This is a genomic window from Stenotrophomonas sp. GD03794, assembly GCF_029842145.1.
In the GTDB taxonomy this organism is placed as follows: Bacteria; Pseudomonadota; Gammaproteobacteria; order Xanthomonadales; family Xanthomonadaceae; genus Stenotrophomonas; species Stenotrophomonas riyadhensis.
Genome location: NZ_JAOCFV010000017.1, coordinates 57172 through 81683, shown reverse-complemented (window position 1 = coordinate 81683; position 24512 = coordinate 57172). Strand labels below are relative to the sequence as shown.

Genomic DNA, 24512 nt, shown 5'->3' with positions numbered 1-24512 from the left:
GCCGAGTCTCCCGCGACCGTGCAGCCGGATCAAGGCGGCGCAGCGGCTTTCAGCAACTGCGCGGCCACCTGGTCGAACGGGCCGATGTCCTGCAGCGCGCGGCACATCGCCACCGCGCCTTCCACGCTGGCAATCACCAGGCTGGCCAGGCCCGCCGCCGCGGCCGGGTCGTGACCTTCGGCGACGAACGCCGCCGCCAGATGGCCCTGCCAGCGCGCGAACACTTCGGCCGCAGCGGCACGCGGCTGGCTGGGCATGGCCTCCACCGGCTCCTCCACCGCAGCGGCCAGCACCGGGCAGCCAGCGCGGAAATCGGTGCGCAGCAGGCGCTCGCGCCACATCGCCAGGAACTGCTGCAGGCCCTGCACTGCGCCGCCCTTCAGCAGCCCCACCAGCAGCGCTTCGACCTTGTCGCCGGCCATATGGGTGGCACGCGCCAACAGCTCCTGCTTGCCGCCGGGAAAGTGGTGATAGGTGGAGCCCAGCGGTGCCTCGGCCAGCTTGGTGACCTCACGGATGCTGGTGGCATTGAGACCCACGCGCGCCAGCATCTGTGCCGCAGCATCAATCACGCGTTGTGGCGCATCAGAGGGACGCGGGCTCACGGCAGGCTCCTTGCCAGGACAGTCGTCATAGATTAGCGTACCGGCGATTCTATAACAGTCGTCATAACCATGAATCTCTGGTTCCGCCTGCTCCATCTGCTGCTGTGCAGCCTGTTCCGGCCCAAGCTGGAGGCGCCGTTCGGGGTTTCGCGGCTGCAGTTCCGGGTACTGCCCAATGACCTGGACAGCAACCTGCACATGACCAACGGCCGCTACTGGAACATCTTCGACCTGGGCCGGCTGGACCTGATCCTGCGCATGGGCCTGGGCCAGGTGGCGCTGCGCGAGAAGTGGGCACCGATCGTCGGTGCCGGCACCATCCAGTTCCGCCGCGAACTCAAGCCATTCCAGCGCTTCACCCTGGAAACGCGGCTGGTCGGCTGGGTCGGTTCGCGCGGCATCATGGAGCAACGCGTGCTGATCGGCGCCGAACAGAAGATCGCCACGCGCGCGCTGCTGGTCACCGGCATCTACGACCGCCGTGCGCGGCAGTTCCTGGGCATGCCGAAGATGATGGAAGCGATCGGCGTGGTCGCCCCGCCGTCGCCGCCGCTCAGTGTGGCCGCCGAGGCGCTGCTGGCGGCCGATGCCGCATTGAAGCAGGACGATGCCTGAGGCGCGTCAGCCCACCTTCGGCATGTTCTTGGTCACGCAATGGATGCCACCACCGCCACCGGCGATGGCATCGATATCCACCTGTTCGATCACGCGGCCGGGATACATGTCTTCCAGTAGTTCACGGCAGAATCCATCGGCTTCGTCGTCTCCGAACTGCGGTGCGACCACGGCGCCGTTGATCGGCAGGTAGTTGATGTAGCCCATCGCCAGATCGTCGTTGTCGCGGGTATGCACGTTGTCGCGTCCGTCCAGCGGCGGCGGCAGCGTATGCACCTGCAGGCGACGGCCGTCGGCATCGGTGGCCCCGCGCAGGATCTGCAGGTGCTCGCGGGTCAGGTCGTAATCGTAGGACTCCGGATCGTTGTCCAGATTGGCGATCACCACGCCCGGGCGTACGAAGCGCGCATAGAAATCCACGTGTGCATCGGTGATGTCCTTGCCGGCGATACCGGGCAGCCAGATCACCTTGCGCAGGCCGAGGTGGTGCTTCAGCTCGGCCTCGATATCCGCGCGCGACCCGTCCGGATTGCGGTTGCGGTTGACCCAGCAGCTTTCGGTGAGGATGCCCGTGCCGTGGCCGTCGACTTCGATGCCACCGCCCTCGCCCACCAGATCGCTTTCCAGCAGCGTCGCACCGGTCACCTGTGCCAGCCACGGCGCCACCGCGCCATCGTTGCGCGCGTTCTGCTTGCCGCCCCAGCCGTTGAAGTTGAAGTCGACCAGGCCCAGCCCGCCCCGGTCATTGGTGACGAAGCAACCACCGTAATCGCGCACCCAGATGTCATCCAAGGGCACGTCCAGGAACTCGATGTTGTCGCGGCCGCAGCGGTCCTGCGCCTGCTTGAGCTGTGCAGGGCGGCACAGCACGCTGACCGGCTGGTGGCGTGCGATGGTGCGGGCCAGCCGCGCCACGGCGGTGTTCACCGCATCGGCCTGCGCGCCCCACACCCGCGGTTGCGCGGCGAAGGCCAGGAACACGCGTTCCTGCGGCCCGTGCTCGTCCGGCATGCGCCAAGTCCCCGTACCTGGCCCTGCTGCGGATACACGACCCGGCAGCCCGGCCAGGCCCAGAGCGGCCAGGCCGCCAAGGCCGGCGGCGCCCGCCAGTTGGGTGAGGAAGTGACGACGGTTGCTCATGACGGGCTCCAGGGCCGGTGCGGGATGGGCGCTATGCTGCCCTTGCCGACACATAAGAACAAACGATAGATTCAGCCGACAATTGAACAGTTTTACTTATCAGAATGCTCAAGCACTGGCCACCGCTGAACGCCCTGCGGGGTTTCGAGGCCGCCGCCCGCCTGGGCAGCTTCCACCGTGCGGCTGAGGAACTGCACCTGACCCAGTCGGCCATCAGCCAGCAGATCCGGGGCCTGGAGGCATCGCTGCAACAACCACTGTTCTTCCGGCAAGGCCGCAGCGTCACCCTCACCGACGCCGGCATCGACCTGCTGGAAACAACGCAGGCACTGCTGCGGCAGCTGGCCAGCGGCATCCGCCGGCTCGATCAGTACCGCAAGCCCAATCAACTGATCGTCAACACCAGCCCGGCCTTCGCCCGCCATTGGCTGGTGCCGCGCCTGGCCGGGTTCCACTGCCTGCATCCCGACGCCGACCTCTGGCTGCTGACCAGCGAGGAAGCACCAGACATGACCACGCAGACGCTGGACGTGGCGGTACGCGATGACCTCGACTCACAGGCGCAGTGCCAGCATCGCGTGCTGCTGCAGGACCGCCTCTATCCGGCCTGCCATCCCGACCTGCTGGCCACGCCCGTGCACGAACGCCTCACCCTGCATGGCGAGCGCGAAATGGACTGGAGCCAGTGGCAGGTACAGGGCGGCGCCGATGTCGGACAGCGCCGCGAGGGCATGAACTTCTCCGAGCCCGGGCAACTGCTGGATGCCGCATGCCAGGGTCTCGGCATCGCCCTGGTCAGCGAACTGCTTGCCGCGCGCGCCTGCGAACAAGGCCTGCTGCAACCATTGGATGATGCAAGCGTGCGCGGCCCGCGCTGGAGCTGGCTGGTGCACGAGGACAGCGCTGCAGACCCGCTGGTGATCAGTTTCTGTGAGTGGTTGCTGTCGAGCCTGCCCGCTGACGCTACTTCTGCTGCAGCGCGCGCTTGACCGCCGCCTCGGCCAGCGGCGCCATCACCGCATAGCCCTTCGCCGTGGGATGCACGCCGTCGTCGGCCAACTGCGGGTCGAGCCCGCCAGCCGCATTGGCCATCGGCGTGTAGTAGTCCAGATAGACCAGCTGCTTCGCATCGGCATAGCGCTTCAATGCCGTGTTCAATGCACGCACCTTGGGCGCAGGCATTGTGCCCGTCAGCCACGGGTAATCGCTGACCGGCAGCACCGATGCCAGCACTACGGCGATGCCATGTGCACGGGCCAGATCCACCATCGCGTGCAGGTTGTCTTCGATCATCGCCTGCGTGGAGGGGCCGGTGTTGCCCGCAATGTCGTTGGTGCCGGCCAGGATCACCACCACCTGTGGCTTCAGTGCCAGCACGTCCTGCGGGAAACGCACCAGCATCTGCGCCGTGGTCTGGCCGCTGATGCCGCGGTTGAGCCAGCCCTTGCCGGGGAAAAACGCTTCGCTGCCTTCCCTGCCCCAGCCTTCGGTGATCGAGTCACCGAAAAGCACCACGCGTGGTTGCCCCGGTACGGCGGCAGGCAGTCGTGCGTTGGCGTCGCGGTAACGCTGCAGTTCCGGCCAATCGGCCAGGCGCTGCTGCATGAAGCGCACCTCATCCGGGCGCAGGCGATCGACAGGTTCCACCAACAACGGATTGATGGCGGGCGCATCGGCCGCCACCCCATGGGCGCTCAGCGCGATACCGAGGACAACCGCGGCCAGGCCGCCGGACACGGAACGCATCGGGTCTCTCCCTTGAATGTCCGGGCCAGTCTAGCGCGCGGCCCCGCGCTCAGCGTGCCGCCGACCGCGCCGCCACACCGGTCACCTTGGCCGGCATCCACATGCCCGGCGTCCATCCGCTGGCAGCCAGGATCGTCTTCGGGTTGTCCTGCTGGATCAGCGCGCGCACTGCGTCACGCTTGTCCTTGGCCTGCAGGTAATAGGCCTTGGCGATGCGGTAGCCCACCCAGTAGCCCAGATCATAGGGTTCCTGCGAACCGGGCTTGTAGTTGTACAGCCACGGCGACAGATCGGTGCTGTCCAGATCCAGTGCGAATGCGCTCTCGATATGCACTTCCCTGCCGCGCGTCCACGCCGCATTTCGCCCATTGCCGACGTTGCCGGAAATCAGTTCGGTGATGAACTCGGCGATGCCTTCGCCCAGCGACACGCGCAGCACTGTTGCCCGCGGATCTCCCGGCTCGAAGTCGATCAGGCCGGTCTGCTGGATGTGCACGTACTCGTGTGCGATCACGTGCACGAAGCGGTCCTGCACATTGGGATTCATGAAGTCGGCCGCGCACAGCGCTTCCAGGCCGATGATCACGCCGCTTTTCGAGGTCAGCCCGACCGGCCGGCCGCGGCCCACCGCGATGGTCACCGGCGGGAACCGGGTCTGCGGGTAGATCGCCTGCAGGTTGGAAAACACCTGCGTCAGGCGTTGTTTCACCGCGGGCAGTTCGGCCAGGCAGTTTCGTCCCTGAGCATACAGCTCGGGCTGGCTGGCGATGGACTCGGCAATGCGTTCGGGCGTGACCCGACGCGCCTTGGCCAACTCCGCCAGGCCAGCCGACCCTTCGGCCAGGTATCCACGCAGCTGCGCAACATTGGGCTTGCCGCCGGCGCTGTCATAAAGTGCATAGAAACGACTGACATCCTCGGTGAGGATCTGCGGCCCTGCCGGTACCGCCGCCGTGGCCACACCCACCGCCCCGGCACAGGCCAGGGCCAACAGGCCGCGCAGGATCGTGGACATCGCTCCGTCCTTGGTGGAGTGCATGCGAAGCGCGCAATCTATCACTCCACCCAGCCCGCCGCAGCAGTCGGATGCGGGCGCCCCTCCGCTGTGCCAGACTCGCTTCGGCACCTGCCATGGAAGATGGAGCACCGCACGATGATGATCGTTCCCGCGTACTGGGCCGAAGCCCGTCTGCAGGCCCGCTTCCGCGGCCGGCCGGTGGTCGTGCGCCGCTTCGGCTGGTCCGACGAAAGCCCTGCCGAAGCTCAGGCGCACGCCGACCGCCGTGCCAACGAAGCGCTCAACGCCATCCTTGCAGGGCAGGCGCTGCCGCGCCGCGAAGTGCGCAGCAACTACGGCGTGGAGGGGGTGCCGATCCGCGAGCAGATCGTACGGCGCGACGGCGATGTCATCATCACCCGCAACAGCTACGGGGCGCTGTGCCTGAACACACCGGACGTACTGTTTGCCGACATCGACCATGCGCAACCACCCGCGGGTTGCGTGATGCCCGCTCTCATCGCCGCGGTGCTGCTGTTCGCTGGCGCCATCATCGGCACCCTGCTGTGGCACTGGCTGGTGGGACTGGTATTGGGTGTGGCGGCCGTGGTGCTGGTGAACACCGCGATGCTGATGCAGCGCAAGCGCCGCCTGGCCGCAGCCGGCGGCGCCGAAGGCGTGGCCCTGCAGCGGGTCGCGGCCTTCAGCGAACAGCATCCGGAGTGGCACCTGCGCACCTACCGCACGCCGGCTGGCCTGCGCGTGCTCGCCATGCATGCCACGTTCTCGCCCGAGGACGAGCAGCTGCAGGCGTTCTTCAAGGCACTGGGCACCGACCCCCTGTATGCACGCATGTGCCGGCTGCAGCACTGCTTCCGTGCGCGACTGACCCCGAAGCCGTGGCGCGTGGGCCTGAAGTACCGCATCCGCCCGCCGGTGGCCGCGTGGTCAGCCGAACAGGCCAACAACCCGGATCGACTGGCCTGGATTGCCGAGTACGAAAAGAAGAGCGCCGGCTTCGCGGCCTGCGCCTATCTGCGCAGCTTCGGTGATGCCACCCAGGTGAATGCCAAGGCCGAGCACGTGCGCGAGCTGCATGATCGTTTGGCGCACGCGCAGGACCGTTTACCGCTGGCGTGAGTGCGGCAGACGCTCAGTCAGCGCCCTGCACGAACGGCTGCCCTGCCAGGGTAGTGCCCAGCCGCACCGCGACCTGCTGTTCGCCCTTTTCAAACGTCGTTGCGCACTGCTTTCCGCCTTTCTGGCATCCGACTTCGGGAAAGCCTTCCAGTGACTCCGGCGCGCCCTGCGCCGGCTTCGCCTGCCAGCCGGCGGCGTCCAGCAGGCGCTTGGCCTTGGCGTAAGGCATGCCGGCGATGATCCCCAGCTGCGCCAGCTCGGCAGGCAGCGGCTGAGCACTTGCAGTTGAGACCAGGACCAACGACAACGCTGCAGCAAGAAGGATGGCTTTCATTGCATCGACCCGGGACGGACTTACACGATCAGACTAGACCATTTTCATGGCCTGCGAATGTGCCGGTAACACGTCGTTACCGAGTCTCCACAGTTGATTGGAGAGCACTTCAATCTGTTTACAGGCGAACAAGCAACCGAGCACGGGCTCGGCTCTACAGGATGCAGGAAGGCCGCCCTGAGGCGGCCTTCCTGTGCCCTTACTTTGCGTTCTTCACGTAGGTGTCGAACCAGTTAAGCATCTCCGACACCAGCTGCTCGTTGGACTCCAGCGCGGTGTACCAGTGCGGTTCGTTCGGCAGCATCACCAGGCGGGTGGTGCCGCCGTTGCCACGAATGGCCTGGTACAGCTTGCGTGACTGGAACGGCTCGGTGCCCGGGTTGGCGTCGTCCTCACCATGGACCAGCAGCAGCGGCAGCTTGATCTTGTCGGCGTAGAAGAACGGCGAGGCCTTCAGGTACACGTCCTGCGCCTGCCACACCGAGCGACGCTCGTTCTGGAAGCCGAACGGGGTGAAGGTCTTGTTGTACGAACCGCTCGTCGCCACGCCGGCCTTGAACAGGTTGGTGTGCGCGATCAGGTTGGCGGTCATCAGGCCGCCGTGGCTGTGACCGGTCACGCCAATGCGGTTGCGGTCGACCACGCCCATGTCCACGGCCTTGTCCACGGCCGCCTTGGCGTCGGCTTCCAGCTGCTCCAGGTAGGTGTCGTAGGCGTTCTTCGGGTCACCCACGATCGGGAACGAGGCGTTGTCGATGATCGCGTAGCCGGCCAGCAGCATCAGGCGGTACGGCTGCAGGCGGGTGAAGGTCTGCTGCGAACCGGACACCTGCCCCGCCTGCGCGGCGTTGGCGAAGTCGGCCGGGTAGGCGTACAGGATCGCCGGCACGCGCTGGCCCTCCTTGTAGCCCGGCGGCGTGTACAGGGTGAACGACAGGTCCACGCCGTCGGCACGCTTGTAGGTCACCAGCTGCTTCTTGATCTGGCGCACTTCCGGGGTCGGGTCGACCAGCTTGGTCAACGCGGTCGTGGTCGACGTGAACTGCGCCTCGCCGGCCTTCGCATCGGCCACTGACTCACCCTGCTGACGGATGAAGGCGTTCGGCGGATCGATCACCGACTGGTGCCAGGTCAGGTAGCGGCCCGGCGTGTTGCTGAAACCGAGGAACTGTTCGTAGGCATCGGCACTGCTGCGGAACAGACGCTCGCTCTTCAGCGTGCCCAGGTCCAGGCGGTCCAGGAACGGGCGGTCGCCCTGCGGTGAGGCGCCACGGCCGCTGAGGAACACATGGTTGCCGTCCTGGCGCACGACCTGCGCGCCATTCGGCAAACGCGTGAAGACCAGATTGCCGGGGTTGCCGTACAGCTCATCGCTGGACATGTCCCACAGCAGGCGACCTTCCTTCTTCGGCTGGTCCACATCGACGACGCGGGTCTGCATCCAGTGACGGTTCTCGTCGTTCTCGTACTGGAAGGCCACGGCCGGATCGGCGGTCCACGCGAAACCCTCAAAACGCTGCGCGGTGCGCGTGATTTCGGTCGGCTTGCCGTTGAACGGTGCCTTCAGCATCAGCACGCGATCGCGATGCGGCACGCTGACCTTCCAGTCGCCCTTGTCCAGCGCTTCGGCATAGACCAGGGTGGCCGGATCGGTGGCACGCCAGTCGAAACCGCGCGGGCCTTCCGGCACGCCGTGCACCGGCACGCGGTCGGCCAGCGGCAGGCTGGCGATCGGTGTGCTGCGGCCGTTGCTGATATCCAGCACCGCCACATCATTGGCGAAGCGCTGGTAGGTCACGGCATGCGAGTACGGCGCCTTGATCGACTCGGTCAGCACATGCACGCCATCGGGCGCGGCGCTGACCTCGTTGAACAGCGCCGGCTGCCCCACCGGGCGCACGCTGCCCGCGGCGGTATCGACCACGGCCAGCTGCGAGGCACCGTAGTAGGCGAACAGCTTTTCGTCATGCACGCTGGTCAGCGTGTCGCGGGCCTCGTAGGTGCTGCTTTCGCCGCTGCTGCCCAGCGACTCCTGCGCATCCGGGCCAGTCGGCACACCACCATTGGACGGCGCCGGGCCCTGGTTGGCCGGCACCAGTTTCACCAGCAGGTTGTGGCTGCCGCCCAGCCACTGCACGGTGTTGCCGAAGATCGGGTTCAGCTGCACGTTCGGCACCTGCTTCACCTGGCCGGTGGCGGCATCGCCGACCCACAGCTGCACGCTGGTATCGACCGCGTTCTGGAAGGCGAAATGGCTGCCGTCGGCCGACCACAGCGCGCCGGTGGCGCAGCCCTGCGGCAGGTTGACCTTGGTTTCCTTGCCGCTGCCGATATCAACCAGGGTGAAGTCGGCCACGCAGGCCGGAATGCCATAGCCACCGGGGGTGTCATGGCGGCTGCGGTTCTTCGGCTCCAGGCGCACGCCGGCCAGCTTCAGGTAGGGCTGGGCCACGCGGCTGATCGACGGGTAGGTCTGCGCAGTGGTCAGCAGCAGGCGTTGGCCGCCCGGGGCCACGTTCGGTGCCGGCGGCGGCGGTGCCTTCAGCACCTTGAGCAGGTGTTCCGGCGGCTTCGCGTAATCAGCGAAGGCCGGGCCAGCGGCCAGCAGGCCGACGGTGGCAACGGCAACAGCCGCCGCCAGAGAGGTTCGACGGATCAGCATCCTTATCCCCTGGGGTGTGAATGGGCGCCCGAGGACGGGCAAGGGCCCGAATCTAGCACCGCAGGAGGCAACGGGAATGGGCCGGAAGGACTAGTGGCCGGATGGGGCAAAGTGGGACGCACGCGGAGAGGCCGGCGATGGGCCGGCCCCTGCCAGGCGTGGCCTGTCATCACTGCTGGGCGTGCAGATCCCAGGCCGTCAGGTAATCGGGGTCGACCACGATCATGCCACTGTTGCGCATGCGGTACTCGCCGGGCTCGGCCCGCTGGTACTGGTCGAGCATGGGCGGCAGGTAACGCTCATGACCATCGCCTTCGTCGGCCAATACCACGCCTTCGTCGGCACTGATGCGCAGCACGGTGCCCGCGTACTGCTCCAGACCCTGCACCTGGCCGTCGCCACCATAGCGGGTGACACCCACCAGCACGACCTTGCCGATCATTTCCTCGGCCTTGGCATCGTCCAGTGGGGGCAGCATGGGATTGAATTCGTCGCTCATCGGTGCACCTCCAAAGCCTGTGGGGATAGCGTGGATTCGGCGGCCCCACGTTGCCAGCGTCGACGGCAACGCAGGGATCTCTCTTGGGGCGCAGGTCCCTGGATCGCAGGACCAACCGGGCAACGCCGGGGCGCGATGGGTGAAAGGTGTCTGGGACTGCGGGGGACGGCCATCCGTACCGATGGCGTGACCGTATCAGGTCAAGGTCAACACCACGCGTTGCGTTGCATACACGGTGAAGCGTGACAGCTGCACTGTAGCGGCATGAGGGCCTCCTGTTGAAGGTCACACGCGGGTGTGTTGCTCCGTTGGAACGAATGCTGCCACTCTGCGCGGAAGGAACAAGTGAAGATTGCAGGCGACCTGTAAAAGGTGGTTCGCGCGGTACCCGTTCATTAAGCTGGCGCCCCGCTCTGCTGAGGCACGCCTGCCCCGGCGCCACGCTAGAATGCGCCCATGCGCACCGTACATGCCCTCCGCTACATCACCCCCTTGCGGGAAGGTGGCTCTCTGCCCGCCGTGGTCGAGACCGATGACGACGGCATGGCCGTGCTGAAGTTCCGTGGCGCCGGCCAGGGCCCGAAGGCACTGATCGCCGAGCTGATCGCCGGCGAAATGGCACGTGCGCTGGGCCTGCCGATTCCGGAAATCCTGTTCGTCGAACTGGACCGCGAGTTCGCCCGCACCGAGCCGGACCCGGAAATCCAGGAACTGATCCGCGCCAGCGAAGGCCTGAACCTGGGCCTGGACTACCTGCCCGGTGCGATCAACTACGACCCGGCAGCAATGCCGGTGGACGCCGACCTGGCCTCGCGCATCGTCTGGTTCGATGCATTCACCAGTAATGTCGATCGCACCACGCGCAATCCCAATCTGATGGTGTGGCACCGCAGGCTGTACCTGATCGATCACGGCGCGGCGATGTACTTCCATCACGACTGGGCCAACGCCGGCGATGCCTGCGAGAAGCCCTTCGTACTGATCCGTGACCATGTGCTGCTGTCGTTCGCCAGCCGCATCGCCGAGGTGGATGCCGAACTGGCCGCCCGCCTGACCGATGCCGAGATCGAGCGGATCGTCGGCCTGGTGCCGGACAGCTGGCTGGTCAACGAGCCGGCATTCGACAGCCCGCAGGCCTATCGCCAAGGCTACATCGATTATCTCAAGCACCGCCTGAAGGTTCGTGCGGTGTTCGTGCAGGAGGCCATCCGTGCCCACGCTGCACACGTATGACTATGCAGTCATCCGCGTGGTACCGCGGGTGGAACGCGAAGAGTTCATCAACGTCGGGGTGATCGTCTCCTGCCCTGGCGCGCGCCATCTGGAGGCGGCCATCGAAATCGATCCGGCACGCCTGCACGCGTTCGCGCCGGCGCTGGACCAGGACGCGCTGCAACCGTGGCTGGATGCGATCGTGGCAATCTGCCGCGGTGATGCCAGCGCCGGGCCGATCGCGCAGCTGCCGGCGCGCGCGCGCTTCCATTTCCTCACCGCCAAGCGCAGCTCGGTCGTGCAGATGTCGAGCACGCATGTCGGTCGCACGGCAGACCCGGCGGGTGTGGTGGAACACCTGATGACGAAGATGGTGCGTGTGCCGGAATGACCGGCACGCATCGCGATCAAAGCGGCAGCCGTCGCGCGATGTAGTTGACCACGTTACCGATCGCATCCGGATCGACATTGGCCAGCCCAACGATCACATAGCCCTGTGCAGGCAGCACCACGATGGCACTGTTGGAGCCGGGCGCACCGCCTTCATGGCCGTACTGGTGCTCCCTGCCCTCGCCCTGCACCACGAAACCATAGCCGTACCAACGCTTGTGGTTCTGCGCCGTGGTGGCCTGCTGCAGCAATGCAGGTGAGACCAGCGTTCCGCTGCGCAGCGCCTCGGCGAACTTCAGCATGTCGGTGGCCGTGCTGTAACCGCCACCGGCGGACATGCCGCGCCAGGGCAGCGACTTCGTTTCACGGACCCATTGCCCATCCTTCTTCGTATAGGCGACGGCGCGCTGTGGCACCGTCACTGTTTCCGGTTCGAAGCCGGTGCCGGTCATGCCTGCCGGGCGCAGGATGTGTTGCTCCACATAGGCGTAGTACGACTGCCCGGAGACGGCCTCGATGATCCGCCCAAGCACGATGAAGCCATAGTTGGAATAGCTGTCCTGGCTGCCAGGCGTGAACTGCGGCGCATCCCTGGCGAAGCGCTGCACGTAGTCATCCAGCGTCTTCAGCGAGGCCGAATACTGATCGAAATCATCACCGAAGAAATCGCCCAGTCCGCTGGTGTGGGTCAACAGCTGGCGAACGGTCACCTCATCGGCAACGGCCTTGTTCGGATAGTCCGGCAGGTGCCTGCCGATCGTATCGTCCAGCCCCACCGTGCCGGCCTGCACCAGCTGCAGGAGGGCCACGGCGGTGAACATCTTGTTGGACGAGGCCAACCGGAAGCGTGTGCCCGCATCCACCGGAATCCCGCCTTCGCGATCCGCCTCGCCACCGCGCCAGTCCAGCAGCACCTCGCCGTTACGTGCCACCAGCAATGCGCCCGACAGCGCGTCCTGTACACGCAGTGCTTCCAGCTTCGTTTCGGCATCCGCCATCAGGGCAGGCAACGCAACACGCCCTGGCTTGTACTTGTCCGGCGTTTCAGTACCTTCGATCTGGAACTGCTTCAGGTGCGCCGGATTGTCCGGGTCCATGCTGGCCGTCACCCACATCGTGCGTTCGTTCAGCTGGCCCAGCACCAGCAGCTTCGCCTGGCCCGGCGTGCTTTCGATTGTTTCCAGCACGCGCAGTGGGCCGGTACTCCCGCGGAACTCGAGATAGTCATCGGGGCTGCTGCCTTCCTTCTTCGCATAGGCATCGGCGAACGCCTGCAGTTCCTCGAGGCTGCCAGCGTTGAAGGCTGCCAGCCAGTCGTCGATGGCGTCCTGCGCGCGTGGATGTGCATGCTCGGAAGAAGAGGTTGCGCCGACTGCCGGAAAAACCGGGGTAGCCAGCAGAACCGAACAGACCAGCGCATTGCAGAGAAACAGGCGTCCGACAACCCTCATTGCAGTTCCTTTGCGGGTATCCCAGGACGCATCCTAGACCAAGGATGCGCTCGCCGCATCGACGCTAGGGACTCTGCCGCAACACCTCAACCGTTACGTTGAATGCCTCGATGCGATGCCATTCGCTCCGCGCGTGCGGCAGCGATTCCACACCCATGCCAATCTGGTACTTCACCGCGTCCGGACCTTCGCGCCAGTAATAAGGTTCACCGCTGCTCCAGCCACAGCAGACGTAGCGCAACGCCGGCAGGCCGAACGTTGCGTGCAGGAAGGCTTCGATCTTCGCTGCCCCGGCACCCGCAACCCGGTAGTGGGCTTCCATCGGCTTGATGTAGGACGCATCGTCCTGACTGCAGCCGATGTATTCCAGTCCCTCTGGTTTCCGTCCCATTGCCTGCAGGAAGTCCTGGCAGACCGTGTCAGGTCGGGCCAGGCCTTCAGTACGACCGTGTGCTTCCCACTCCGCCAGCGCCTGCGCTGGATGCTCGGCAGCTGGCAATCCGGTGGTGAGCAGCAATGCGGGCAGCACCAGGGGCAGAACGCGCGCGGCACGTTGTGGCCAATGAAATGACATGAGGGCGCGATCCTTCGCAGTTGATGGCAACCATGCTACCCGATGGCCTCGCTATCGCCGCGCCATGCTCTGTTCGCTGAATCGCGCCACGCAGAAGTCCAGGAAGCTGCGCAGCTTGGGCGTCAGCTGGCGGTCGCGCGGATACACCAGGTTGATCCACGTCGATACCGGCACATGGTCCGGCAGCACTTCCACCAGTTCACCACGCGCCAGTGCGGCGGCAAGCATTTCGTAGGGCTGCAGGATCAATCCCAGCCCTCCCACGGCCGCAGTCAGCAGCGGCTCGGCCTGGTTGACCATGAAGCGGCTGGACACCGGTACGGTCAGCACGCTGCCATCGGCATCGCGGAAACTCCAGCGCGTGCGGATGACCGAATGCGCGAAGCCCAGGCACTCGTGCCGGCTCAGGTCATCGGGATGGGCAATGGCCGGGCGCGAGGCCAGATAGTCCGGCGAGGCACACAGGACCAGTGGATACGGCCCCAGCCGTCGTGCCACCAGCCCGCTGTCCGCCAGGTCACCGGTACGGAACACCAGGTCGTAGCCGTCCTCGACAATGTCCACCAGGCTGTTGGACAGGTTCAGATCGACCTGCACGTCCGGGTACTGCTGCATGTAAGCCACCACCGCCGGGCTCAGCGCGTGCACGCCGAAGGTGACCGGCGCACTGATGCGCAGGCGCCCCATCGGCCGCCCGCGCGCCACTTCGGCCAGCTGCTCGGCCCCCTCCACTTCCTCCAGGATCACCCGCGCCCGCGCCAGGTAGGCCTGGCCGAAGTCGGTCAGGCTCTGCTTGCGCGTGGTGCGGTTGAGCAGGCGCACGCCCAGGTGGAGTTCCAGCGACTGCACGTGTTTGCCGACCAGCTGCGGCGACAGGTCCAGCGCGTCGGCAGCAGCGGCGAAGGAGCCGACCTCGGCCACTTTCACGAAGGTACGCAGGGGAGCGATCAGGTCCATTGCAAATAATTGTTCTTCAATGAAACCCAAGATTACCCCTTATTCTGGATACAGGCCACGCGCACAGTAGGCCTCACCTTTCCGCCGGCCTCAGCGCTGGCCTTGTCCAGGAGCCCCCATGAGCCAGATTGTCCGCATCCACGAATATGGCACTGCCGATGTACTGCGCATCGACGATATCGACGTTCCCGCCCCCGCCCCTGACGAAGTCCAGATCCGGGTGAAGGCGATCGGCCTGAACCGCGCCGAGGTGATGTTCCGTAACGGCGCCTACCTGCAGGAAGCGCAGTTCCCCAGCCGCCTGGGCTACGAAGCGGCCGGCGTGGTTGAAGCCGTCGGCAGTGCAGTGAGCGGATTCACCGCGGGCGATGCGGTCAGCGTGGTGCCGCCGCTGGATATCGCGCGCTGGGGCACCTACGGCGAACTGGCCAACGTGCCGGCACGACTGGTGGTCAAGCATCCGCAGGCACTGGACTTTGAAACGGCCGCCGCGGTGTGGATGCAGTACGTCACCGCCTGGGGCGCGCTGTTGGAACAGGCACGCCTGGCCGCCGGCGATTTCGTCATCATCACCGCCGCCAGCAGCAGCGTCGGCCTCGCCGCCATCCAGATCGCCAATGCAGTCGGCGCCACGCCGATCGCTGTGACCCGTGGCCCGGGCAAGCGCCAGGCCCTGCTCGATGCAGGCGCCGCCCACGTCATCGCCACCCAGGAGCAGGATCTGGTGGCCGAAGTGGCGCGCATCACCGGCGGCGCAGGTGCCCGCGTGGTGTTCGATCCGATCGGTGGCCCGCAGTTCGTGCCGCTGACCGAAGCGATGGCGCGTGGCGGCATCCTGCTGGAATACGGCGCGCTGAGCAGCGAACCCACGCCGTTCCCGTTGTTCAACGTGCTGGGCAAGTCGCTGACGCTGAAGGGTTACCTGTACTCGGAAATCGTCTCCGACGATGCCGCGCTGGCACGTGCCAAGGCCTTCATCGTCAACGGCCTGGACCAGGGCACGCTGGCGCCGAAGATCGCCAAGGTATTCCCGTTCACGCAGATCCAGGACGCACACCGTTACCTGGAATCGAACGAGCAGATCGGCAAGGTGGTAGTGACGGTGTGATCCAGCGTCATGCAACGGGGGCGGCCCACCGCCTCCCTTGCGGTTACCTCGGCAACGCAAACGCCATCACGTAATCGCCGTTCGGGGTTTCCATGAAATGGTGGCCGCCGGCCATGATCACCACGTACTGGCGCCCGCCCTGCTCGTACACCATCGGGTTGGCCTGGCCACCGGCAGGCAGCTTGGCGTGCCACAGTTCCTTGCCGGTCTTCAGGTCGATGGCACGCAGCAGATCATCGGTGGCCGCGGCGATGAAGATCAGGCCGCTGGCGGTCACCACCGAGCCGCCATTGTTCGGCGTGCCGATCTCGATCGGCAGGCCGGAGCGGATGCCGAAGGGTCCATTGCCACGTGCACTGCCGAACGGGCGGTCCCACAGCAGTTTGCCGGTGCGCAGGTCGATGGCACGGATGCCACCATAGGGCGGCTGCTTGCACAGCAGACCGGTAAACGGCAGGCGCCAACCGGCATTCACCTGGATGGCATAGGGCGTGCCCACCTGTGGGTCGCCCGCGCCCTCAGCGCCGCCCTTGTCGAACCGGATCTTTTCGCGCGGCAGCCAACCCAGGCGATCGGCCTCGGCACGCGGCACCAGTCGGTTGTAGTTGGGCATGTCGTTGTAGTTGGCCACGATCACGCCACGACGCGTATCGATGGACACGCTGCCCCAGTCCGAGCCGCCGTTGTAGCCGGGGTACTCGATGGAATGGCGGTCACTGCTCGGCGGCGTGTAGAAACCTTCGTAGTAGGCCTTGCGGAACTGGATGCGGCAGACCAGCTGGTCGATCGGGGTGATGCCCCACATGTCGCGCTCGGTCAGCTCATGCTCGCGGCGCAATGTGTGATACAGCGAGAACAGTTGCGTGGGCGAGCGCTGCTCGGGTTCAACACCACCGATGGGCACCTTGCGCTCCTCGGCAGCACTCAGCAACTGGCCGTTGCGGCGGTCGAGGATGTAGATGTCGCCCTGCTTGGTCGGCAACAGGATCGCCGGCACTTTGCCGGCAGCGGTCGGGTAATCGATCAGGCTGGCCTGCGAACCCAGGTCGTAATCCCACACGTCCTTGCGCACCGCCTGGAAGTGCCAGGCCGGCTTGCCGGTGGCCACGTCGATCGCCACCAGCGAGGTCGAGTAGCGATTCTGGTTTTCCGTGCGCGAGCCGCTCCAGTAGTCGCCTGCGGAGTTGCCCAGCGGCAGGTAGACCAGGCCCAGCGCCTCATCACCGGTGGCGATGGTCCACATGTTCGGCGTGCCGCGCGTGTAGGTCTGCTCGCGCGGCGGCAGGCCGTTGCGCTCGGGCTGGTCCATGTCCCACGCCCAGCGTAGCTTGCCGGTGATCGCGTCGTAGGCCTGGATCACACCCGACGGCGCGTCGCGGCGCTGACCATCCAGCACCTGGTGACCGGTGACGATCACCCCGCGCACGATCGCCGGTGGCGAGGTGATCGACACGTAGCCGGGCGGTACCTCGCCCATGCCCAGGGTGATATCGACCTGGCCGTTGTTGCCGAAGTTGGCGCAGGGACGGCCGCTGTCCGCATCCACCGCGATGATGCGGCCGTCCAGCGTGCCTTCGATGATGCGCGCCCAGCAGGCCGGACGCGTGCCCGGCGCAGCACTGCGGGTGACGCTGGGCGGTGGTTCCGGCAGCGCCAGATCGGCCGCGGCATCGGCCAGCGTGGCATCGGCAAGGACCGGCGTGCTGGGCTGCTCGTAGTAGCTCACCCCACGGCAGGCGGCGGTGTACGGGATCGAAGCGTCCTTCACCCTGGGGTCGAAGCGCCACAGCTCCTTGCCACTGGCGGCATCGAGCGCGATCAGGCGGTTGCGCGCGGTGCACAGGTACAGGCGGTCGCCGATCTTCAGCGGCGTGGTTTCCGCGCCCCAGCGCTTCTTCGGCATATCCCCGGTGCGGAACTGCCAGGCCGGTTGCAACGTGGCCACATTGGCTGGCGTGATCTGCTGCAACGGCGAGTAGCGGGTGCCCGCATTGCTGCGTCCCCACGCAGGCCAGTCGCCATCCGCGGGCTGGTCGGCCGGCTGCAGGCCCGTGGTATCGCGCGTAGGTTCCAGTCCGGCACTGACTGCGCCTTCCGGGAACGGCTGGTGCCCGTCCACTTCGCCGTGCGGCGCGAACGCCAATCCGAAGGCGGCCACGAACACCAGCATCAGCACGCCCGCCGTGCTGCGCGACAGGCGTTTTGAAACCGGCTCGCGCAGGGTCGGCGCCAGCAGCGCCAGCACGATGCCGAGCGCGGTCACCAGCCCGAGCCGCGGTACCCAGCGCCAGTAGTCGCTGCCCGATTCCCACCAGGTCCACAGCAGCGTGCCGATGAACACCAGCGCGTACAGCAGCGCGCCGCTGCGGCGGTTGCCGAACAACAGGATGCCACTGACCAGCAGGCCGAGCCCGGCAATGGCGTAGTACGCCGATCCCCCCAGGCTGAGCAGCCACGCACCCAGGCCGCCGATGGCCAGGCCGAGCACGACCAGCAGCAGCGACAGCACGGTAACGAGGGGATGCCGGGAAGCGCGGACGGGGGCAGTAGCGGACTGCGGCGTGGCGGACATCGTCGATCTCCGGGGGCAGCATGCGCCGTTATCCCACCGCCGACGTGAAGCGCGCGCGTATGTGCGGCACCCGGATACGACGACGCCGGCACAGGGCCGGCGTCGTCGGGTACCTCAACCTGATGGCAGGATCACTCCTGCGCGGCGTCCTCGCTGCTGGCAGCAGCCGGGGTGCCGTCGGTCGCGGCCGGGGTGGCGGCAGCCACCTCGTCCTCGTCCTCGTCGATCGAGGCATCCATGCGCTCCACCGCCTGCAGCTTCTCGTCCTTGGACAGGCGGATCAGGGTCACGCCCTGGGTGTTGCGGCCGACGCGGCTGATTTCCGAGCCACGCGTACGCACCAGGGTGCCGCCATCGGAGATCAGCAGGACTTCGTCGCCGGAGCCCATCAGCACCGCGGCGACCAGCTTGCCGTTGCGCTCGGTGGTCTGGATGCCGATCACGCCCTGCGTACCACGGCCCTTGCGCGGGTAGTCCGGCAGCGGGGTGCGCTTGCCGTAGCCGTTCTCGGTGGCGGTGAGGATGTACTGCACGCTGGCGTCATCGGCGCCGTCGATCACCGCATCGCCATTGGCGGCGGCTTCCTCGACACCGTTGTCGTCCTCGTTGTCGTCCTCGATGCCACCGGCACTTTCGGCCACGATCAGGCTGACCACTTCCTCGCCGGCCGGCATCTTGATGCCGCGCACGCCGGTGGCGGTACGGCCCATCGAGCGGACCTTGTCTTCACCGAAGCGCACGGTCTTGCCGTTGGAGGCGAACAGCAGGATGTCACGCTCGCCATCGGTCAGGCCGACGCCGACCAGGGCATCGCCCTCGTCCAGGTTGATCGCGATCTTGCCGCGGGCCAGACGGAAGGCAAACTCGCCCAGCGGGGTCTTCTTGACCGTACCGTTCTTGGTGGCGAAGAACACGAACTGGCCATCGGCGTATTCACGTACCGGCAGCACAGCCTGCACGCGTTCGCCCGGCTCCAGCGGGATCCAGTTGATGATCGGACGGCCGCGGGCATTCGAACCGGCTTCGGGCAGCTGGTACACCGGCAGCCAGAACACCTTGCCCGAGCTGGTGAAGGTCAGCAGCGTATCGTGCGTGTTGACCAGCCACAGCTGTTCGATGAAATCCTCTTCCTTGGTCGCTGCCGCACTGCGGCCACGGCCACCACGGCGCTGTGCGCGGTACACGCTCACCGGCTGCCGCTTCACGTAACCGGCATGCGACACGGTGACCACCACGTCTTCCGGCGCGATCAGGTCGAGGATGTCCAGGTCTTCTTCGCTGTGGCGGATTTCGGTACGACGCTCGTCGCCGAACTCGGCCTTGACGTTGACCAGCTCCTCGCGGATCACCTGCAGCAGGCGGTCGGGATCTTCCAGGATGTGGATCAGCCCGGCGATCACTTCCAGCAGCTGCTTGTACTCGTCGGTCAGGCGGTCCTGCTCCAGCCCGGTCAGGCGGTGCAGGCGCATTTCCAGGATCTGGGTGGCCTGGATCTCGGTCAGCTGGTAGCCGCCCTCGATCAGGCCCACGCCCTTGGGCAGGTCTTCCGGACGCGAGGCTTCGGCACCGGCGGCACCCAGCATCGCACCGACCAGGCCCGGCTCCCACACGCGCGCCAGCATGCGCTCGCGTGCTTCATTCGGGTTCGGCGAGGTCTTGATCAGCTCGATCATCTCGTCGATGTTGGCCAGCGCAACGGTCAGGCCTTCCAGCACGTGGGCACGGGCGCGCGCCTTGCGCAGCTCGAACACGGTGCGGCGGGTGACCACTTCGCGACGGTGGCGGACGAACGCCTCGAGCATCTGCTTGAGGTTCATCAACTGCGGGCGGCCATCGACCAGCGCCACCATGTTGATGCCGAACACCGATTCCATCTGCGTCTGCTGGTACAGGTTGTTCAGCACAACCTCGGCAGATTCACCGCGCTTGATCTCGATGTAGATGCGCATGCCGTCCTTGTCGGACTCATCGCGCAGCTCGCTGATGCCTTCGATCTTCTTTTCCTTGACCAGCTCGGCGATCTTTTCGATCAGACGCGCCTTGTTCACCTGGTAAGGAATTTCAGTGACGATGATCGATTCGCGACCGTTGTCGGCCACTTCGATATCGGCCTTGGCACGGATACGCACGCGGCCACGGCCGGTGCGGTAGCCGGCGACGATGCCGGCGGTACCATTGATGATGCCGGCAGTCGGGAAATCCGGGCCCGGGATGTACTCCATCAGGCCGTCGACATCGATTTCCGGATTATCGATCAGCGCGATGCAGGCGTTGATCGATTCGCTCAGGTTGTGCGGCGGGATGTTGGTGGCCATGCCCACCGCGATACCGGCCGAACCGTTGACCAGCAGGTTCGGGAACCGGGTCGGCATGACCGTCGGCTCCAGTTCCTTCTCGTCGTAGTTGGGCTGGAAATCGACGGTTTCCTTGTCGATGTCGGCCATCAGCTCATGCGCGAGGCGCGACATGCGCGCTTCGGTGTATCGCATCGCCGCGGCGGAGTCGCCATCGATCGAGCCGAAGTTACCCTGGCCATCGACCAGCATGTAACGCAGCGAGAACGGCTGTGCCAGGCGCACCAGCGTGTCGTACACCGACTGATCGCCATGCGGGTGGTACTTACCGATGACGTCACCGACGATACGCGCCGACTTGAAGTAGGGCTTGTTGCTGTGCGCGTTGAGTTCGTTCATCGCGAACAGCACGCGGCGATGCACCGGCTTGAGGCCATCGCGCGCATCCGGGAGCGCGCGGCCCACGATCACGCTCATCGCGTAATCGAGGTAGCTCTTGCGCATCTCGTCTTCCAGGTTGACCTGGATGATTTCCTTGGCGTTTTCTGCCATTCGGGTTCCGTTGTCTGGTAGCGGTCCAGTCCGGCGCAGCCCTCTGCGGGAGGGGGTCGTGCCGGAACCTCGATTCAACCTGTGGATGCTACCACAACAGGCCGTTTCCCGCCTCCCTTTACGGAGATTTTACCGGCACAAATCAGGAACTTAGGGGGGTGCCAGCCAGCGGCCGGCACTACCGGGGACGGAGGTCACGCTGCCCCTTCCCCTGTGGCTCAACCGCCGAAAGCGGCGCGCATGTTCTCGGTGGTCGGGTTCAGGATCACCCCGCGCTCGGTCACGATGGCGTCGATCAGCTCGCCCGGGGTGACGTCGAACACCGGGTTCCAGGCGGCAATGCCCTCGGCCACGGTGCGGGTACCGCCCACGCCGTAGAGTTCGCCCGGATCACGCTGCTCGATCTCGATCTGGCTGCCATCCACGGTCTCCATGTCCACGGTCGAGGACGGCGCCACCACCATGAATTTGACACCGTGGTGGCGGGCGGCGATGGCCAGCTGGTAGGTACCGATCTTGTTGGCGGTATCGCCGTTGGCGCAGATGCGGTCTGCACCGACGATCACCCATTGCACCGCACCGGTCTTCATCAGGTGCGAGGCGGCGGAATCGGCGATCAGGGTGGCGTCGATGCCATCCTGCTGCAGTTCCCATACGGTCAGACGTGCGCCCTGCAGCCACGGACGGGTCTCGCCGGCGAACACGCGGGCGATGCGGTGCTGGGCCATGCCGGCACGGATCACACCCAGTGCGGTGCCGAAGCCGGCGGTGGCCAGCGAGCCGGTGTTGCAGTGGGTCAGCACGCCACTGCCGGCCTCGATCAGGCCCGCGCCCAGCGCGCCCATGTGGCGGTTGGCGGCCAGGTCTTCCTCGGCGATGGCCTGCGCTTCCGCTTCCAGCAACGTCTTCCAGTCGGCGCCGGCGGCGTTCAGACAGCGGCGCATGCGTGCCAGCGCCCAGGCCAGATTGACGGCGGTCGGGCGCGATGCGTTGAGGCGCTGCAGCGCCGGTTCCAGCTGCTGCAATGCATGCGCCCCATCGGCGGCCTGCACGTCACGTGCGGCCAGCACCACGCCCCAGGCCGCGGCAATGCCGATCGCCGGCGCACCGCGCACGGTCAGCGCGTGGATGGCGGCGGCAACCTCGTCACTGTCATGGCAGACCACATGCTCGACCACGAACGGCAGCTTGCGCTGGTCCAGCAGTTGCAGGGCATCGCCGGTCCACAGGATCGGGCGGATGTGGTCGTAACGGGCGTAGTCGATGTCAGAGGCAGTGTTCATGGACCCATTGTAGGGCCACGCCCCACGTGGTTGGAGCCCGCCCGGACTCAATTCACCGAGAATTCGGCGCGGCAGCCGCCATCCACCCAGATCCCGTTGCGGTTCCAGCCCCAGGTGCTGCCTTCCTCGCACGGCGTGCTGGACAGCTGCTCGGAGACGACGGCACCGACCGAGATGCTGGCCCCGCAGAACCGGCGCTTCTTCGACTTCGATTCGCAGGTCAGCCGGCGTGGCACATCGACGAAGCGGCCGTCATCGTCGGCCACCTCGAAATCCCCCTGGCAGCCGCGGCTGGTCCAGACTTCGTTGCGCTTGTAGCCCCAGCCCTGCCCTTCCCGGCATGGCAGTGCCGACAGCTGCCGCAACAGACGCACGGGGGCACCGTCGAGGCGCACCGGGCAGCTCTGCGGACGACCATTGGATTCGCAGCGCACCACGCGGCGGACCAGGCGCTTGCCTTCGTTCGCTGCCGCTGCGGCACCCGCGGCACGGCGCGCGCGGAACTCGGCGCGGCAGCCCAGGGTGACCCACACGCCACTACGGTCGGTACCCCACTCGCTGCCACGGATGCAGCTGCTGTTGGAGAGCTGGCGCACAAGATCGACGCCGTTGCTGACATCGATATCGCAATGCACCCAGCCCATGTCGCGCGATTCGCAGGTCACCACTTCGCCGTCATAACCCACCTGCTGGGCAGACGCCGACGACGGCAGCCAGGCACCCCACAACGCAATGGAGTAGACCGGTACCGCGACGACCGCAAACCACTTGACCAATGCCTTCCCCAACAGGAGTGGACGAATTCCGATGCCAGTGTCCCGCATCTGCCGTGATAAGAGCATCATCCTGCTTACCGAAGCAAGCACGGAAACGCGGCAATCCGTTCAGTCTTCGATATTCAGAAAACCGCGAAGATCAGGCGTGGGCGAAGTCATAGGCCAACACGTCGGCGATGCGCGGCGTGCGATTCATCGCCATCAGCAGCCGGTCCACGCCCACCGCCACGCCGGCGCAGGCCGGCATCGAGGGCAGCGCAGCCAGCAAGGCTTCGTCCAGCGCCGGCTGCACCTGGCCGCGTTCGTGGCGGCGCTGCAGGTCACGCTGGAAGCGCGTGCGCTGCTCCTGCGCGTCGTTCAGTTCGTGATAGCCGTTGGCCAGCTCCACCGCGCCCAGATACAGCTCGAAACGCTCGGCCAGCGGCGGCGTGCCGGCACGGATGCGGGCCAGCGCCGCCTGGCTGGCAGGCCAATCATGGACCACGGTCATCACCGCGTCATCGAAGTGCGGCTGGATGCGGTGGGTCATCAGCAGATCCAGCCAATCGTCGCGGGTCAGCCCGACCGGGTCGATGTGCACCTCGCCCAGCGCGTTACGCAGCGCGGTCTCATCGGCCTCGAACGGGTCCACGCCCACATGCTGCTGGAACAGCTCGCGGTAGCTGAGCACGCGCAGGGTCGCACTGCGCCCGACCAGGGCCAGCGCCTGGCCGACCAGCTCGGCGGTCTCCTGCACCAACCGGTGGTGGTCCCAGCCGACGCGATACCACTCCAGCATGGTGAATTCTGGGTTGTGGCGGCCGCCGGCCTCGCCGTTGCGGAACACCCTGCCCAGTTCGTAGCAGTCGCCCACGCCTGCCGCCAGCAGTCGCTTGAGCGGATACTCCGGCGACGTGCGCAGCCAACGGCGACGGCCACCGGCATCGACATGCCCGGTGAAATCGGTATGGAAGCTGTCGATGTTCGGCTCGGTGTTGCCTGCCACCGACAGGATCGGTGTTTCCACCTCCAGCACATCGCGCTCGGCGAAGAAGCGGCGCACCAGCGCATTGAGTGCGGCACGCTGCTGCAGCGCGCGCAGCAGGGCCTCGCTCACAGGATGCCCTCCGGGCGCGGATGATCCAGCGGCAGGGTCAGCAGATCGCGGGTGTCATCGATGTAGCCACTGGCCAGGTACAGGCGCCGGGCCAGTTCGTTGTGGTGGTTCACTTCCAGCCGCAGACGGCTGACGCCACGCCCGCGAGCGCGCTGTTCGCAGATGGCCAGCGCCTGCTTGCCGCGGCCGCGGCCGCGCGCGCGGTGGCTCAGGTACAGCTCATCCAGCAGCATGAAGTGGCCGCCCTGCTCCAGGCTGAAGCCCATCGCGATCACCGCGTAGCCGACCACCTCGCCTGCCTCGTCCAGCCACAGCAGCACTTCGCCATTGCGCGGGTCGGCCAGCAGCGCATCCACGCCGCGACGCACGCGCGCATCATCGAAGTCGATCCTGTCTTCGGCGTAGAACTCGCGCATCAACGCGATCAACAGGTCCTCGTCGGCACGGGTGGCCAGGCGGAAATCCAGCGGGGCGGTCTGCATCGGTGTTCCTTTGTCTTTCATGCCGGG

Annotated in this window: 22 protein-coding genes; 6 read left to right on the top strand and 16 right to left on the bottom strand. The window is 66.2% G+C overall.

Annotated features, from left to right (window positions below):
• Nucleotides 1-29: 29 nt before the first annotated feature.
• Nucleotides 30-605 carry a TetR/AcrR family transcriptional regulator gene (locus N5D91_RS11670; protein WP_180854837.1) on the bottom strand — a complete coding sequence of 192 codons (576 nt, stop codon included), beginning with the start codon at nt 603-605 and terminating at the stop codon, nt 30-32.
• 69 nt (nt 606-674) lie between these two features.
• Between N5D91_RS11670 and N5D91_RS11665 the strand changes: the two genes are divergently transcribed.
• On the top strand, nt 675-1220 hold the full coding sequence (locus N5D91_RS11665; RefSeq protein ID WP_180854836.1) for a thioesterase family protein: 546 nt from the start codon (nt 675-677) through the stop codon (nt 1218-1220).
• Nucleotides 1221-1226: 6 nt separating this feature from the next.
• Here the strand turns inward: N5D91_RS11665 and N5D91_RS11660 are convergent, their stop codons facing one another.
• Nucleotides 1227-2360, bottom strand: coding sequence for an agmatine deiminase family protein (locus N5D91_RS11660; RefSeq protein WP_180854835.1), 1134 nt, complete (start codon nt 2358-2360; stop codon nt 1227-1229).
• Between the two features lie 104 nt (nt 2361-2464).
• On the opposite strand from N5D91_RS11660, the gene N5D91_RS11655 reads away from it, so the two are divergent.
• A complete protein-coding gene (locus N5D91_RS11655) occupies nt 2465-3349 on the top strand; it encodes a LysR family transcriptional regulator (RefSeq protein ID WP_180854834.1) in 885 nt (294 codons plus the stop codon).
• On the opposite strand, the gene N5D91_RS11650 is transcribed toward N5D91_RS11655, so the two are convergent.
• Nucleotides 3324-4106: an SGNH/GDSL hydrolase family protein gene (locus tag N5D91_RS11650; RefSeq protein ID WP_180854833.1), complete on the bottom strand. Its 783-nt coding sequence runs from the start codon at nt 4104-4106 to the stop codon at nt 3324-3326. The genes N5D91_RS11655 and N5D91_RS11650 overlap by 26 nt on opposite strands.
• A 49-nt stretch (nt 4107-4155) precedes the next feature.
• Complete coding sequence (locus tag N5D91_RS11645; RefSeq protein WP_180854832.1) at nt 4156-5121, bottom strand: DUF2268 domain-containing putative Zn-dependent protease; 966 nt, start codon at nt 5119-5121, stop codon at nt 4156-4158.
• A gap of 138 nt (nt 5122-5259) precedes the next feature.
• Here N5D91_RS11645 and N5D91_RS11640 point away from each other — a divergent pair, with 138 nt between their 5' ends.
• Nucleotides 5260-6243, top strand: a complete 984-nt coding sequence (locus N5D91_RS11640; RefSeq protein ID WP_153856008.1) for a hypothetical protein — start codon at nt 5260-5262, stop codon at nt 6241-6243.
• Nucleotides 6244-6256: 13 nt separating this feature from the next.
• Here N5D91_RS11640 and N5D91_RS11635 read toward each other — a convergent pair whose 3' ends face one another.
• The 3 genes from N5D91_RS11635 to N5D91_RS11625 form a co-directional block, all read right to left on the bottom strand.
• Nucleotides 6257-6577, bottom strand: a complete 321-nt coding sequence (locus tag N5D91_RS11635) for a hypothetical protein (protein ID WP_110712790.1) — start codon at nt 6575-6577, stop codon at nt 6257-6259.
• Between the two features lie 199 nt (nt 6578-6776).
• Complete coding sequence (locus N5D91_RS11630) at nt 6777-9239, bottom strand: prolyl oligopeptidase family serine peptidase (RefSeq protein WP_110712791.1); 2463 nt, start codon at nt 9237-9239, stop codon at nt 6777-6779.
• Nucleotides 9240-9408: 169 nt separating this feature from the next.
• Nucleotides 9409-9738 (bottom strand): hypothetical protein, encoded by a 330-nt coding sequence (locus tag N5D91_RS11625; protein WP_153856006.1) that lies wholly within the window; start codon nt 9736-9738, stop codon nt 9409-9411.
• Nucleotides 9739-10194: 456 nt separating this feature from the next.
• Here N5D91_RS11625 and N5D91_RS11620 point away from each other — a divergent pair, with 456 nt between their 5' ends.
• A complete protein-coding gene (locus N5D91_RS11620) occupies nt 10195-10971 on the top strand; it encodes a HipA family kinase (protein ID WP_180854831.1) in 777 nt (258 codons plus the stop codon).
• Nucleotides 10949-11341 carry a DUF3037 domain-containing protein gene (locus N5D91_RS11615; RefSeq protein WP_005417377.1) on the top strand — a complete coding sequence of 131 codons (393 nt, stop codon included), beginning with the start codon at nt 10949-10951 and terminating at the stop codon, nt 11339-11341. The genes N5D91_RS11620 and N5D91_RS11615 overlap by 23 nt, the downstream gene beginning before the upstream one ends.
• Nucleotides 11342-11357: 16 nt before the next feature.
• On the opposite strand, the gene N5D91_RS11610 is transcribed toward N5D91_RS11615, so the two are convergent.
• The 3 genes from N5D91_RS11610 to N5D91_RS11600 all read right to left on the bottom strand — a co-directional run bounded on the left by N5D91_RS11610 (nt 11358) and on the right by N5D91_RS11600 (nt 14322).
• Nucleotides 11358-12791 carry a serine hydrolase domain-containing protein gene (locus N5D91_RS11610; protein ID WP_180854830.1) on the bottom strand — a complete coding sequence of 478 codons (1434 nt, stop codon included), beginning with the start codon at nt 12789-12791 and terminating at the stop codon, nt 11358-11360.
• A gap of 64 nt (nt 12792-12855) precedes the next feature.
• Nucleotides 12856-13308, bottom strand: a complete 453-nt coding sequence (locus N5D91_RS11605; RefSeq protein ID WP_258011575.1) for a DUF4952 domain-containing protein — start codon at nt 13306-13308, stop codon at nt 12856-12858.
• A gap of 108 nt (nt 13309-13416) precedes the next feature.
• Nucleotides 13417-14322, bottom strand: a complete 906-nt coding sequence (locus tag N5D91_RS11600; protein ID WP_180854828.1) for a LysR substrate-binding domain-containing protein — start codon at nt 14320-14322, stop codon at nt 13417-13419.
• Nucleotides 14323-14440: 118 nt separating this feature from the next.
• On the opposite strand from N5D91_RS11600, the gene N5D91_RS11595 reads away from it, so the two are divergent.
• Nucleotides 14441-15430 (top strand): zinc-dependent alcohol dehydrogenase family protein, encoded by a 990-nt coding sequence (locus tag N5D91_RS11595; protein ID WP_180854827.1) that lies wholly within the window; start codon nt 14441-14443, stop codon nt 15428-15430.
• A 43-nt stretch (nt 15431-15473) separates the two neighbouring features.
• Here the strand turns inward: N5D91_RS11595 and N5D91_RS11590 are convergent, their stop codons facing one another.
• The 6 genes from N5D91_RS11590 to N5D91_RS11565 form a co-directional block, all read right to left on the bottom strand.
• Nucleotides 15474-18002 carry a membrane-bound PQQ-dependent dehydrogenase, glucose/quinate/shikimate family gene (locus tag N5D91_RS11590; RefSeq protein WP_180854826.1) on the bottom strand — a complete coding sequence of 843 codons (2529 nt, stop codon included), beginning with the start codon at nt 18000-18002 and terminating at the stop codon, nt 15474-15476.
• Between the two features lie 131 nt (nt 18003-18133).
• Nucleotides 18134-20848 (bottom strand): DNA gyrase subunit A, encoded by a 2715-nt coding sequence (gene gyrA, locus N5D91_RS11585; protein WP_110712799.1) that lies wholly within the window; start codon nt 20846-20848, stop codon nt 18134-18136.
• Between the two features lie 218 nt (nt 20849-21066).
• The gene (gene mtnA, locus N5D91_RS11580; RefSeq protein WP_110712800.1) at nt 21067-22131 is read right to left on the bottom strand and encodes an S-methyl-5-thioribose-1-phosphate isomerase; all 1065 of its coding nucleotides are present in this window, start codon (nt 22129-22131) and stop codon (nt 21067-21069) included.
• Between the two features lie 47 nt (nt 22132-22178).
• Nucleotides 22179-22907, bottom strand: a complete 729-nt coding sequence (locus N5D91_RS11575) for a DUF3011 domain-containing protein (RefSeq protein ID WP_110712801.1) — start codon at nt 22905-22907, stop codon at nt 22179-22181.
• Between the two features lie 139 nt (nt 22908-23046).
• Entirely contained in the window at nt 23047-24003 is a 957-nt protein-coding gene (epmA, locus tag N5D91_RS11570) for an EF-P lysine aminoacylase EpmA (protein WP_110712802.1), read from the bottom strand.
• Nucleotides 24000-24485: a GNAT family N-acetyltransferase gene (locus N5D91_RS11565; protein ID WP_153855999.1), complete on the bottom strand. Its 486-nt coding sequence runs from the start codon at nt 24483-24485 to the stop codon at nt 24000-24002. The genes epmA and N5D91_RS11565 overlap by 4 nt, the downstream gene beginning before the upstream one ends.
• Nucleotides 24486-24512: the final 27 nt, after the last annotated feature.